This window comes from Microtetraspora malaysiensis (genome assembly GCF_050947145.1).
Lineage (GTDB): Bacteria > Actinomycetota > Actinomycetes > Streptosporangiales > Streptosporangiaceae > Microtetraspora_A > Microtetraspora_A malaysiensis.
In genome coordinates this window covers 1,515,244-1,528,713 of the sequence record NZ_CP191998.1, presented here as the reverse complement: position 1 = coordinate 1,528,713, position 13,470 = coordinate 1,515,244, and the positions used below count along the sequence as shown (strand labels likewise).

Below are 13,470 nucleotides of genomic sequence, written 5' to 3'. Positions count from 1 at the left end.
AGGACGATCGCTTCCGCTACTGAAATGAGGGCCGGATTAACGGTCGCGCCTTCATCCGCAGTATTGGTCAGTTCGAATTACAGAATTGACACCATTATCGACACTCACGCGCTTCCGTGTGGCCGGAAACCGGCCTTCCATGCTTATCCGTTAGGAATACCGGTGTCAATGCCGGCTTGATCAATGCTTGTTTACCACCATCCCTTTCCAGTGGTTGAATTTCGTGATAAGAAGCACTCTGTCTGCATTGATCACATTGGTCCCGCCGGCCCGTACGCCCCCCGGCCGTACGGCGGAGAAGGCCGCCCGGAGTTTCCCGGGAACCGGGAGATATCCGGGGGCGGCCCCGCTAGCTTGTCCTCGGCCGGGCCCTTTCGCGTGACGCCGCCTCGGAGGGACGCTCCCCGGGAAAGGGCTCCGTTGCCGGCTCCAGGGCGCCGCCCGCTCACCGCGTCCGGGATACCGCCGCCGGTCCCCGTACGAGTTCCCGGCATGACGACATCCCCGGAGGTTCTTCGCGCCGGAATTCCCACCATGGATTCCGGCGGAGGCTCCCCGATCGGGTGCGCGGGTGCCCGGCCGGAATGCCGAGAACGGGTTCCGACCGGAGGCGTCCCGGCGGCAAGGTCCGGCCGAGCCGGGCGACGCGCGACGCGACCGGCCACGCCAGGAGCCACACCACAGGTAACGCCACGAATCACGCGACGGCGGACCGCCCTCCCCCACGAGGGCGGTCCTTGGGGGTCTGGGTATGCGGATCACGCTCACCGTGGTGGCCGAGCACGGCCACCGCGACGTGCTGGTCGAGGGCGACGAGTCCACCACGGTCGGCGCGCTGGCCGGCGCGCTCGCCGGCCCGGCCCGCCCGTCCAACGTCGTACGGCTGCCGCCCGCCAGAGCGCCGTACGACCTGGACCGGGGGCGGCGCCGCCGGGCCGAGGGCCCGAAGCTGTGGGTGGACGGGCGGCCCCTCGACCCCGCCGCCCGGGTCTTCGGGCTGATCCGCGACGGCGACCTCGTCGCGCTCGACGGCGTCGCGGCCGCGGCGACGATGGCCGAGGAGCCGGACGGCGTGATCGAGCTCCGGGTGGCCGGCGGCCCCGGAGCGGGTTCCGTCCACCGGCTCGGCCCCGGCCTGCACACCCTGGGATCCGACCCCGGGTGCGCGGTCGCCGTGCCGGATCCCGCGCTGCCGCCGCACGCCGCGACGATCCGGGTCGCGCCGGACGGGGTCTCCGTCGAGCCGGCGCACCCCGCCGCCCGGCTGGAGCTGGACGGCCGGCCGGTACGCGAAGCGACCCCATGGGCCGCCCGCCGTACGCCGCCGAGCCCCGCCGAGGCGTCCGGCGGGAGCGCCCGGCGCGCCGCACGACGCCACGCCAGGAAGGCCCGCCGGGCGGGCAAGGCGGGCCGGGGAATCGATGCGGCGGGGCGCGCCGGCCGCGACGAGGCGGCGGGCCGGGGAGCCGCCCGGGACGTGCGCCGGGCCCTGCTGTCCTGCGGCGTCTCGGTGTTCTCCGTCGGCCCGGTGGAGCCGCCGGACGCCCACCTGGACGCGCTCCCCGACGGCGGACTGGCCTACAACCGGCCCCCGCGGCTGCGCGCCCCGGAGCGGCGCCCGCGCCTGGAGGTGCCCACCGAGCCCAAGCGGGCCGAGGGCGCCCGGCTCCACCTGCTCGCCGCGCTGCTGCCCGCGGTGTTCGGCGTGGGCATGGCCGTGGCGTTCCACAACGTGTACTTCCTGCTGATCGCGCTGATGAGCCCGTTGATCATGTTCGGCCAGTGGGCGAGCGACCGCAGGCACGGCAGGAAGAAGCACCGCCAGGCCGTCAAGGCGTACCGCGGGCGGCTCGCGGCGTTCGAGGCCGAGGTGGCGGAGGCGCGCGAGGAGGACGAGGCGGCCCGCGGGGAGGCCGCGCCGGACCCGGCCGAGATCCTGCTGACCGCGACCGGGCCGCGCCGCCGCCTCTGGGAGCGGCGGCTGCACGACCCGGACAGCCTGCGGCTCCGCGTCGGGCTGGCCGACCTGCCCGCGGACATCGCGTACGCGCCCGAGCGCGGAGCACCCGCCGACACCGAGCTGCCGGAGCCGCCGCTCGCGCGGCACGTGCCGGTCGCCCTGGCGATGCGCAGGCTCGGCGTGGCGGGCGTGACCGGTCCGCGGGAGGCGGCGATCGGCTCCGCCCGCTGGCTGGTCGGGCAGGCGGCGGCCCTGCACAGCCCCAGGGACCTGGCCGTCGTCGTGCTCTCCGCGCACGCGGACGCCGCCGAGCAGTGGGGCTGGGTCCGCTGGCTCCCGCACTGCGCCGCGGAGGGGGGAGCCACCGGGGCCGCCTCCCTCGTGTCCGGCTCGGTCGCCCTCGTCGGCGCGGACCCGGAGGCCGCCGCCCGCCGGGTCGCCGATCTCTCCGCGCTCATCGGCGAGCGGCTCGACCCGGCCGAGACCGCCCCGTCCGGCGCCGGCCCGGGCCCGTTCGGCGGGCCGCTGTCCGGGGGGCCGGCGGGCTGGGGGGACCTCGGCCGGGCCGGGAGCTCCCGGCCCGAGGAGGCGGCCGAGCCGGCGTTCGCGGCGTACGACGAGCGGCCCTGCGACGTGCTGGTCGTCCTCGACGGCGCCCAGGTGCTGCGCGGCCTGCCGGGGATGCCGCAGGTGCTCAGGCAGGGCCCGCGCGCCGGGGTGTACACCGTCGCGATCGACGACGACGAACGGCTGCTCCCGGAGGAGTGCGCCACCGTCGTGTCCTGCGACCCGGACGGGTCGGTACGGCTCCGCGGCGGCGGGCTGGACGCGATCGGGCCGATCCGGGCCGACCAGGTGTCGGCGTCGTGGGCGGAGCGGCTGGGCCGGGCGCTGGCCCCTCTGCGCGACGTGAGCAGGGACGACCAGGCGTCGGCGCTCCCCGAGTCGGTGCGGCTCCTCGACCTGGTCGCCGCCGAGGGCATCGCGCGGCGGTGGGGGCGCTCCACCCGCGCCGTCATCGGCGTCGGCCCGGACGGGCCGTTCGAGATCGACATCAGCAGGGACGGCCCGCACGCCCTGATCGCCGGGACCACGGGCGCGGGCAAGTCCGAGCTGCTGCAGACGCTGATCTGCTCGCTGGCCGCCGCGAACCGGCCCGACGAGATGACGTTCGTGCTCATCGACTACAAGGGCGGCGCCGCGTTCAAGGAGTGCGTACGGCTGCCGCACACGGTCGGGATGGTGACCGACCTGGACGGCCACCTCACCCAGCGGGCCCTGGCGTCGCTGGCGGCCGAGATCCGGCGCCGGGAGCGGCTGCTCCTGGCCGCCGGAGCCAAGGACATCGAGGACTACCAGGCGGCGCGGGAGTCCCACCGGGCGGGGAAGGCCGTGCGCGAGCTGCCGCCGCTGCCCCGGCTGGTGCTGGTCATCGACGAGTTCGCCGCGATGGTGTCCGAGCTGCCCGACTTCATGGACGGCCTGGTCGACATCGCGCGGCGCGGCCGTTCGCTCGGCATCCACCTGGTCCTCGCCACCCAGCGGCCCGGCGGCGTGGTCACCGCCGACATCCAGGCGAACACGTCGCTGCGCATCGCGCTGCGGGTGACCGACGCCAGAGAGTCCGACGACGTGATCGACACCCCCGACGCGGCGCGCATCTCCAAGGCGACCCCCGGGCGCTGCTATGTGCGTTCCGGCTCCGGCCAGCCCGTCGCCGTACAGGCGGCGCGGATCGGGGGGCGCACGCCGGACGGCGGCGACGGGGACGGGAGCGGGAGCGGCGGCCCGCGGGTGATCGACCTGCCGTGGCGGGCGCTGGGACATCCGCTGCCCGCCGCGGCGGAGGCCGCGCCGACGTCCGGCACGGACCTGGCGCTGTTCGTGGACGCGATCGACGCGGCGGCCAGGGGCGTCACGCGGTGTCCGAGCCCGTGGCTGCCGCCGCTCCCGGAGACGGTGACGCTGACGCCCGAGCGCGGCGTGGACGGGCGGCCGCCGCAGCCGGGCGGCGCGTCGTCGCTGCCCTTCGGGCTGACCGATCTGCCGTGGCTCCAGGCCAGGGGCCCGCTCGGCCTCGACCTGGAGCGCGGCGGCCATCTGCTGATCGCCGGGTCGGCCCGGAGCGGGCGCTCCACGGCCCTGCGCACGATCGCGGGGTCCGTCGCAGCGTGGGCCTCCCCCGAGGACGTCCACCTGCACGTGATCGACTGCGGGTCCGGCGCACTGCGCCCGCTGGTCGGCCTGCCCCACTGCGGGGCGGTCGTCACCCGGGACCAGCTCGACCGGGTCGAACGGCTGCTGTCCCGGCTGCGCGAGGAGGTGGGCCGCCGCCAGCAGCTCCTCGCCGAGGCCGGGTACGCGTCGCTGGCCGAGGCCAGGGCCGCGTGCGCGCCCGGAGCGGCCCGGCTCTCCGGGCCGTCCGGGGAACCGCCGGTCGGGCGGCTGCCGTGGCTGGTGCTGCTGCTCGACCGCTGGGAGGGCTACGTCGCCGCGTTCGAGAACTACGACTACGGGCGGCTCCTCGACGCGCTGCTGCAACTGCTGCGCGAGGGCCCCGCGGTGGGGCTGCGCGCGATCGTCACCTCCGACCGGTCGGGGCTGCTCGGCCAGATCTCGACCGTGTTCGAGGACCGCCTCGTGCTGCGTCTGGCCGACCCGGCCGACTACGGGCTGGCGGGGCTGCCGGTGAAGGACCTGCCTTCCTCCCTGCCGCCGGGCCGCGCCCTGTCCCTCGGCGAGAACGGGCTGGTGGAGAGCCAGATCGCGCTGCTCGCCGACGACCCGTCCGGCCCCGCCCAGGTGGCCGCCCTGCAGGCCCTCGCCCGTACGGCCGCCGCCCGGTTCGGCGGGGACCCGGAGCGGAAGGGGGCGTGGGCGTGGCGGTCCGCGCCGCCGCTGCGCGTGGACGCGCTGCCGGTCCGCGTCACCGCCGAGACGGCGATGGAGCTGGCTCCGGCGTTCAAGCCGCCCTCGCCCCTGTGGGCGTTGCTCGGCGTGGGCGGGGACGCGCTCGAACCGCTGGGGCTGGACCTTCTCGCCCAGGGGCCGGCGGCGGTGGTCGGTGGCCCGGCCCGCTCCGGCCGGTCGTCGTGCCTGGTGACGGCGGCGCGGTCGCTGGCCGGGCGGGGGACGCCGGTCCTCGTGGTCACGCCCCGCCGGAGCCCGCTGCGGGCGCTGGCGGGGGCTCCCGGCGTGCTCGCCGTACTGGACGGCGAGGCCAGGAAGGTGGCGGGCGCCGAACCGGACGGGCCGTCGGACGCGCAGGACCCGCGCACGATCCTGGACGGCAGGCGGGAGTACGTGGTGATCGTCGACGACGCCGAGCTGATCTCTCCGGACTCGCCGCTCGGGCTGGCCCTGGAGGAGATCCTGCGCTCCGCCCGGGACGGTGAGCACGGTCTCCTGATCGCGGGGGCGACGGGCGACCTGGCGACGGCCTACCGGGGGTTCGCGGCGGAGGCGCGCAAGTCGAGGACCGGCCTGCTGCTGTCGGTGCAGAGCCCGGCCGACGGCGACCTCTTCGGCGTACGGCTGCCGCGCGGCGCGGTCGGCGGCCCGCCGGGGCGGGGGCTGCTGATCACCTCGGGGACCGCGACCCCGATCCAGGCCGCGCTCCCCGGATGACGGGGGCGCGGCCCGGACCGGAGCCGGGAAGCGACGGCGAGACGGCATCCGTCCCGGGCACGCCGGACGACGTGCGGCGCCGGGGGGAGCGCGCCGGGGGCCTGGGCCGGACTACCTGGTGGCGGACTCGATGTTGCCGCGGTAGGTGTTGATCACGCGGGCCGCCTCGCTGAGCTCTTCGGACATGCGCTGGAAAGCCGACCGATAGCTCTGCCACGCCTCGCTGAAACGCTGCGCGCCGGGCCCCGTCCATGCGGTGCCGACCTTGGCCGCCTCACGGTCGAGACTCGCCATCGTGGCGCGAACCTGGTCGGCCTGCTGAGTGAACTGGGCCGCCATGCTCTGCATCTCCGCGGGGTCGCCGCCGAGCAGGCTGTTACTCATTCAGTGGCTCCTTCGTCGACAGTTCGGGCGCCCTCACCGTAGATCACATACCGTCTCTGTAAAGGTATTATGCCGACTGGTTATAAAGACGGGTAAAACCCTTATAAAAGGGAGTAGACCATGCGAAATGTGGTGATCACCGGCGGGGCGACCGGCATCGGTTATGCGATTGCGCGCCATTTCACCGAGGCCGGGGAACGCGTGACCATCACCGGCAGGCGTGAACACGTGTTGAAAGACGCCGCCGCGCGGCTCGGCGTCGCGTACGCCGCTTTCGACGCGACCGATCCGGACGCGGTGGGCGAGGCCGTCAAACGGCTTCCCGCGACAGTCCACGTCCTGGTGAACAACGCGGGCGGCAATACGGACCGGGCACGTCCCGCGCCCCAGGGCCTGCGGGCGGTGGCCCAGGCGTGGCGGGCCAACCTCGACCTGAACCTCATGTCCGCCGTGCTCGTGACCACCGCGCTGCTTCCCCGGCTGGGAGAGGGCGCGCGCGTGGTGAACATCGGCTCGATCGCCGCGCGCGGCACCGGCTCCGGCTCGTACGGCGCGGCGAAGGCGGCGCTCGAATCCTGGACCGCCGACCTGGCGGCGGAGCTGGGCGGCTCCGGCGGCTCCGGCGGCACGGCCAACCTCGTCGCGCCCGGTCTGGTCCTGGACACCGAGTTCTTCGGGGACGGCCTGGACGAGGAGGGCGTCCGGCGGCGGGTGGCGAGCACCCGGAACGGCCGGCCCGGCACACCGCACGACGTCGCCACGACGGTCGGTTTCCTCGCCTCGCCCGACGCCGGGCACATCACCGGCCAGGTGATCCACGTCAACGGCGGCGCGTACCTGGGCCGGTGAGCCCGCGGGCTTGACCTGGCCCCCTGTCTCGGCCCGGAACCGGCGGCCCCGGTTTCCGGGCCCGCGGTCCGGACAGCGCGGGGCCACGACCGCCCGCCCGCCGGAAATGTCGGTCTTGAGACGGTGGGAGGACGCCAATAGTCTGTCCCGCTGGATCTACTGCCGTGGGGGTCGGTCATGCGAGGTCTGGTCGGGGTCGCGCTCGCGGCGGCGACGGCACTGCCGATCGCGCTCGCGGCGCCGCCCGCACCCGCGTACGCACGCGCCGGGAAGGCCGCCGCGCACACCGGGAAGTTGGCGCGCGCGGCTTTCCCGGCGTACGCGAGCGACACCTGCGCGCCGTCCAAGCCGGGCAGCCTCACGCTGAGCGAGCCGTGGGCGCAGCGGAGGCTCGACTTCACCTCCGTGTGGCCCCTCACCCGGGGGCGCGGCGTGACGGTCGCGATCGTGGACAGCGGGGTGGACGCCCGCCACCCGCAGATCAAGGTGGCCAAGGCGGTCGACCTGACCGGGACGGGCACCCGGGATTGCATGGGCCACGGCACGAGCGTGGCCGGGATCATCGCCGGGATCGCGCGCAAGGGAAGCCCCTTCGTCGGCGTCGCCCCGGACGCCCGGCTGATCTCGATCAAGCAGACCAACGCGGAGCGCGGCAATCCCGCGCTGCTCGCCCGGGCGATCGCGAAGGCGGCCGACCTCGGCGCCCAGGTGATCAACGTCTCGGTCAGGGCCACCGACCGCATGGACCTGAGGAAGGCGGTGGGGTACGCGCTGTCGAAGGACGCCGTGATCGTGGCCGCCGCCGGGAACGCGACCAAGGACGACGGCACGCCCTCGCCCGCGTACCCTGCGGCCTACCCGGGCGTCCTCGCGGTGGGATCGTCCACCCCGGACGACGAGCTGGCCGAGTTCTCCAACATCAGCACGCCGGTCGCGGTCCTCGCCCCCGGCCAGGACCTGACCAGCACCTGGCCCGGCGGCACATACCAGAAGGATCTGAAGGGCACGAGCCAGGCGACCGCGTACGTCTCGGGGGTGGTCGCCCTGGTCCGCGCCCGCTATCCGCAGCTGGACAACGTACGGGTGCGGCGGCGTGTGGTGCTGACCGCCGACGGCACGAAGGGCACCGGGACCGGCGCGGGCATCGTCAACCCCCGGCTGGCCGTGACGATGCTCCTCCCCTCGGAGGTCGTCGCGGTCGCGCCCCAGCAGCCCGAACCGCTGACGGAGGCGGCGATCACCAAGGCCCCTCCGCCGGACGAGCGCACCATCGGCATGGCGGCCATCGTGGCGGGCGGCGCGCTCGGCACGGCGGTGCTCGTCGTCGTGGCCGCCGTCCTCACCCCGCTGGGCCGCCGCAGGAGATGGCAGCCCGGCCGGAGCTGACCGGCAGCCCGGCGGAAGGCGAGCGGGGGCGGAACGGGAGCCGAACGCGAGGCGACACCCGGCCCACATCGCGGACAACACCCGGCCCACATCGCGGACAAAATGCGGGCGACGTCCCATCTCGGCGGGCGTTTCCCAAATAGACATCGAAAACCGGTGATACGGCAGGGGCACCTTTGGTTGAATGTGATCTGATCATGAATGCCCTTATTGAACTGATACAGCCCGGAAGGAAGTTCGATGGGCGAGATGCTCCCCTTACTGCCTGACGATCCAGAGCAGGTAGGCGGCTACACCCTCCACGGGCGACTCGGCGAAGGGCCCCGAGGAGTCGCTTACCTGGGACGCCCCTCTCCGGAGGCAGAGGCGTCCGTCGTCAAGCTGATGCACCCCCGGCCGTCCGCCGACGCGGAGGCCCGGGACCGGCTCGTTCAGGAGCTGACCGAGGCCAAGGGCCTCTCCGGATCGCACGCCGTGCCGCCCATGGAGGCAGGCTGGCTGGGCGACCGACCGTACGTGGTGCGCGGATACGTCAACGGCGCCTCCCTCCAGGAGACCGTACGCACCGACGGGCCGCTGGAGGCCGACGCGCTGGAGCGCCTCGCCCTCGGCACCCTCACGGCTCTCACCGCGATCCACGCGGCCGGCCTGGTCCACCGCGGGATCACCCCCGACAACATCCTGATCGGCACGGACGGCCCCAGGGTGTCCGACATCGGCATGGGCGGGTCGGACGGCGCCTACCGCGCCCCCGAGCAGGTACGCGGCGAGCCCGGCGACGTGCGCTCGGACCTCTTCTCCTGGGCGGCGTCCATCGCCTACGCGGCGACGGGGACGGCCCCCGACGGCTCCGCGCGCAAGGACGCCCCCAGCGGCCCGGACGCCACCGAGAAGCCCGGCGCCTCCCCGGCCGAGGGCGGTCCGTCGGCCGATGCCACGGTGAACCTCCGCGAGGCCATCGCCGCCGCCAAGGCGGCCGGCGCGAAGGAGTCCGCCGCCGAGAAGCCGAGCCCTGCTGGGTCCGACGCCTCCGTCTCCGCCGAGAAGCCGGCGTCTGACGGCTCCACGGTGGAGGGCGGTCCGTCGGCCGAAGCGACGGTGAACCTCCGCGAGGCCATCGCCGCCGCCAAGGCGGCCGGCGCGGCCGGCGTTCCCGGCCCCGCCGCGGGCTCCGGAGGCGCGCCCGCCCTGGACGCGGTCCCGCAGCCGCTGCGGCGGATTCTCCTCGCCTGCCTCTCCCCCGACCCCGCCGCCCGCCCCACCGCCAGGAACGCGATGCTGCGGCTGCTCGGGGAGGACGACGCGGCCCCGGCCCCGTCCACGGACGTCATGGTGGCGGGCGCGCCGATGCCCGGGGGCCCCATGGCCGGCGTCGTCCTGCCCGCCCAGCAGCCCTTCTCCGGGCCGAACGGCGGGCAGCGCTGGGGAGCGCCTTCGATGCCCGGCGCCGTGCCGCCCGCGCACGGCCCGCACCAGAACGGTCCCCACCCCAACGGCCCGCATGGGAACCCGATGGCCGGTCCCGGCCAGGTCTGGCAGGGTCCGCCCCCGCAGCGCCCCGCCGCACCGGCGTGGGGAGCGCCTCCGATGCCCCACCAGGCGCCGCCCGGCTCGCCGGCCGGTGGGCCGACGCTGCAGAATCAGGGCGCGCCACAGCGCAAGGGGCCCTCTCTCGCGCTGGCCGCGTCGCTGGCCGCCGTTCTCGCGCTGTCCGTCGGCGGAGTGTGGGCGGCCGGGCACTACACCGGCACGGCGTCGTTCGACAATGCGGCTGCCGAGGGGACGGCGAAGGCCACCAACGCGGCGGCGGCTCCGGCCGATGCCATCCCCTCCGCCGAAACCACCGGCAAGAAGCGGCAGCAGCCCCAGACCCAGGTGACCGTCCCGTGGGCGAGTACCCCGGATCCGGACTCCACGGGCGTGTTCCCGCTGACCCTGCCCACCGACTGGGTGGACGAGACCCCCGCGCCCACCGTCACCGCGACGTTGCCGAACATCCCGATCACGCCGCCGGCCGTACCGACCTGGCAGCCTCAGTCGACCTGGCAGCCGCAGGCGACCTCGGCGCCGACCGCGACCGCGGCCGAGACGCCGACCGCGCGGCCGTCGCGCACCCGCCGGCCGAGGCCGAGCCCGTCTCCCACCACGGAGCCGCCGGCGCCCGCCGAGACGCCCACCGAGACGCGGGCGCCGGAGCCGGAGCCCACCACCCAGGCACCCGAGCCGACCCGGACCAGGCGACCCGAGCCGACCCGGACCGGGCGACCCGAGCACACCTGGACCAGGCGACCCCAGCCGACCCCGACCCCGACCAGGCAGCCCGAGCCGGAGCCGGAGCCGACGAAGGTGATCGCCCCGCCTCCCACCAAGAAGGCCGAGCCCGAGCCGGCGAAGACCCAGGCCCCGCCGCCGCCTCCGGCCAAGGCGGAGGAGGCCCGCAACCCGTACTCGCCGCAGCAGGTCTGCAACTCCGGCGGTCACGGGTCCGGTTTCTACGTCCAGCGGTCGGCGAGCTTCGACGGCGGGACGGTGTACCAGCTCTACAGCGACGCCTCCGGATACAACTGCGTGGTCGCCATGAAGACGACGAACGTCGGCAAGGCCAGCTCGATCTGGGCCAAGCTCGAAGTTCAGGGCGGCGGCAACTCGGGCGACAGCGGGTCGTTCGAGTACTACGCCGGTCCGGTGATGCTGTCCGGGAAGGGCCACTGCGTGCGTTACTCCGGCGGCAGCGGCTCCGGCAGCGGCGGAGGTGACTGGGCGAACTGCGGGTGACCCCGGCCGGGAACAAGCCCGGGGTTCCCGACGGCGGGTCCCTTCGCGGTGATCCGCCGTCGGGGACGCCCCTCGGAGCCCGTCCGGCGGATGCCGAAAGAGGCGCGGCGGCCACGACGATCGTGGCCGCCGCGCCTTCGGCCGTCCTGACCGGGTTCCCCTCCCGGGCCCGCCGCCCACGGCCCGCCCACGGTCCCGAGGGGATCGTGTTCCGCCGCACGCCGACCCGTACGCCCGCCACCGCCCCGCACTGATCACCCCGTACCGGGAGAACGGACTGGAATGCAGACCCGAAAGGATCTCTACCAGGCGCATCGGCTGATGACGCAGCGCCTGGGCACGGCCCTGCTGCAGGCGGAGCCGGACCTGCCGGAGGCCCCGATGCGCCGGCACACCGTCGCGTCGTTCGGCGGCGTCATGCTCGCGGTCCTCGTCATGGCCGTCTTCGGGATCTGGGGACTGCTCAAGCCTGGCGGCGCGACGAGCCTGACCGATCCCGGCCAGTTGCTCGTCGAGGAGGAGAGCGGCGCCGTCTACATCTACAGCGAGGCCGGCAAGACGCTGCTCCCCGTCGCCAACTACGCGTCGGCGCGCCTGCTGCTCGAAACCCCCGACGTGACCGTGCGCAACGTGTCGGCCAAGTCACTCGCGGAGTTCGACCGCGGCCCGCTCGTGGGCATCCCCGGCGCGCCGGCCTCGCTCCCCGCGCCGGAGAAGCTGGTCCGCGGCCCCTGGTCCGCCTGCGTGACGGAGGTGGCGGACGCCGCCGGGTCGCGCACGTCGTACGTGACCTTGGTGGGCGGCAAGGACGTCGGCGGCCGCCAGATCGGCGAGGACGCCATGGCGGTCGAGGACGGGCGGCAGGAGTGGCTGATCTGGGGCGACCAGCGGATGCGCGTCGTCGGCGACGCCGCACGCTCGCTGGTCGGGGCGAATCCCAAGAAGGTGCCCGCCGCCTGGCTGAACTCCCTCCCGGAAGGCCCCGGCTTCCGCAGTCCGGACGTCCCCGGCCGAGGCCGCAGGCTGCGCGGTCCGGACGGCACGAGCGCCGTCGTGGGCCAGGTGTTCACCGTCCCGGCGATGGCCGGAACCCCCGCCCGCTGGTACGTCCTGATGGGCGACGGGCTCGCCCCGATCTCCATCACCCAGGCGAGCCTCCTGCTGGAGGACCCCGAGAGCAAGAAGAAGGCGTACGGCAGGCGGCCGGTCATGCCCATCCCGATCGACGCGGCCACCGCGAACAGCGCGCCCGTGTCGAAGACCGACATGACGGTCCCCGGGATGCCCACCGATATGCCGAAGATCATGACGCCGGACCTGTCCGCGCCGCTGTGCGCCGTCTACGCCGACAGCGAGTCCGGCTCGGCCCGGGCCCGGCTGACCATCGGGAGCCGGATCGAGATCCCGGCGCCTCCGGCGAGCGGCGACCAGGAGCATTTCGACCAGGTACTGCTCCCGCCGGGGGCGGCGGCGGTGGCCGGGGTGCTGCCCGGCGACGGCGCGGCGGTCCACACGTACTTCCTGGTCACCGACCAGGGGCGCCGGTTCGCGGTCGCGTCCGCCGACCTGCTCGCCGACCTCGGCTACCAGGTCTCGGACGCCGCACCGGTGCCGACGCAGATCCTCCACCTGATCCCCGAAGGCCCGGCGCTCGACCCCGCCGCCGCCAGGAAGCCCCTGCAGTACGGCCAGTGACCGGCGCGCCGGCGGGACTCCCCGGCCCGGCTTCCGGCTTTCCTAGCCCCCCGACATCCCCGGGATCTGCGAGACCTTCAGGTCCTGCTGGAGCCCGGCCTCGTCGGTGTACTTCAGGTACCCGCCGGAGTAGTCGGCCGGCTGCTGCGGAAGCGCCGTCGTGCTGGGGAACAGGGAGCCCGTCTGCGAGCTCTGCCAGTTCACCAGGCCGACGACTCCGGCGATCATGAAAACGGCCCGGGCCTGATTCGCCAGGACCTTCCTCATCGCCGTCGCGAGGCTGGTCAGCGCGGAACTCGACGCGATCCGGACCGCGATCTTGGAAGGGGGGTAGGCGATGCATAGGTACTGCAGCGCGGCAATGGCGGCCAGTACGCCGGCCACGGAGACACAGATTATGACGGCGACGTGGTACATCCTCGCGGTCTGGTCAAGGGAGTCACCCGCCGCGTCGTGGTTGCGCTTGAGCTGATCGACTCCTTGCACGAAGGTGTCCACGACGGAGCTGAAGGTCGAATACGCCGGCCCCTTCCACTTGTCCTTGAACGAGTCCCTCATCTGGACGATGTGGTCCTTGAGGGCGTCGAGGTCGACGTTTTCCGCCTCCTTCCCCGGCGAGCGCCAGTCGGCCGCGGCCGCGGCCATGGCCTCCGGATCGGAGACGAACGACGTCATCATGAGAACGATGGTCCTCGCGATCGGGTACTCCCACAGAAGCACCGCGGAACCGCCGGCCACCGACACCGCGTTCATGATCAACATCTTGTCGCTCTCGTAAGCCACGAGCCGCTTCC

The 13,470-nt window shown here is 74.3% G+C and carries 7 protein-coding genes; 5 read left to right on the top strand and 2 right to left on the bottom strand.

Annotated features, from left to right (window positions below):
- Positions 1 to 751: 751 nt before the first annotated feature.
- The gene (locus tag ACQP1V_RS07605; protein WP_433420247.1) at positions 752 to 5,587 is read left to right on the top strand and encodes an FtsK/SpoIIIE domain-containing protein; all 4,836 of its coding nucleotides are present in this window, start codon (positions 752 to 754) and stop codon (positions 5,585 to 5,587) included.
- 111 nt (positions 5,588 to 5,698) lie between these two features.
- On the opposite strand, the gene ACQP1V_RS07600 is transcribed toward ACQP1V_RS07605, so the two are convergent.
- A complete protein-coding gene (locus ACQP1V_RS07600) occupies positions 5,699 to 5,971 on the bottom strand; it encodes a WXG100 family type VII secretion target (RefSeq protein ID WP_387408358.1) in 273 nt (90 codons plus the stop codon).
- 120 nt (positions 5,972 to 6,091) lie between these two features.
- On the opposite strand from ACQP1V_RS07600, the gene ACQP1V_RS07595 reads away from it, so the two are divergent.
- The 4 genes from ACQP1V_RS07595 to eccB all read left to right on the top strand — a co-directional run bounded on the left by ACQP1V_RS07595 (position 6,092) and on the right by eccB (position 12,676).
- Positions 6,092 to 6,820 (top strand): SDR family NAD(P)-dependent oxidoreductase, encoded by a 729-nt coding sequence (locus tag ACQP1V_RS07595; RefSeq protein ID WP_433420244.1) that lies wholly within the window; start codon positions 6,092 to 6,094, stop codon positions 6,818 to 6,820.
- A gap of 177 nt (positions 6,821 to 6,997) precedes the next feature.
- On the top strand, positions 6,998 to 8,206 hold the full coding sequence (gene mycP, locus ACQP1V_RS07590; protein WP_433420241.1) for a type VII secretion-associated serine protease mycosin: 1,209 nt from the start codon (positions 6,998 to 7,000) through the stop codon (positions 8,204 to 8,206).
- A 240-nt stretch (positions 8,207 to 8,446) separates the two neighbouring features.
- Positions 8,447 to 10,981 (top strand): protein kinase domain-containing protein, encoded by a 2,535-nt coding sequence (locus tag ACQP1V_RS07585; RefSeq protein WP_433420238.1) that lies wholly within the window; start codon positions 8,447 to 8,449, stop codon positions 10,979 to 10,981.
- Between the two features lie 282 nt (positions 10,982 to 11,263).
- Complete coding sequence (eccB, locus tag ACQP1V_RS07580) at positions 11,264 to 12,676, top strand: type VII secretion protein EccB (RefSeq protein WP_433420235.1); 1,413 nt, start codon at positions 11,264 to 11,266, stop codon at positions 12,674 to 12,676.
- Between the two features lie 42 nt (positions 12,677 to 12,718).
- Here eccB and ACQP1V_RS07575 read toward each other — a convergent pair whose 3' ends face one another.
- A complete protein-coding gene (locus ACQP1V_RS07575) occupies positions 12,719 to 13,459 on the bottom strand; it encodes a hypothetical protein (RefSeq protein WP_433420232.1) in 741 nt (246 codons plus the stop codon).
- Positions 13,460 to 13,470: the final 11 nt, after the last annotated feature.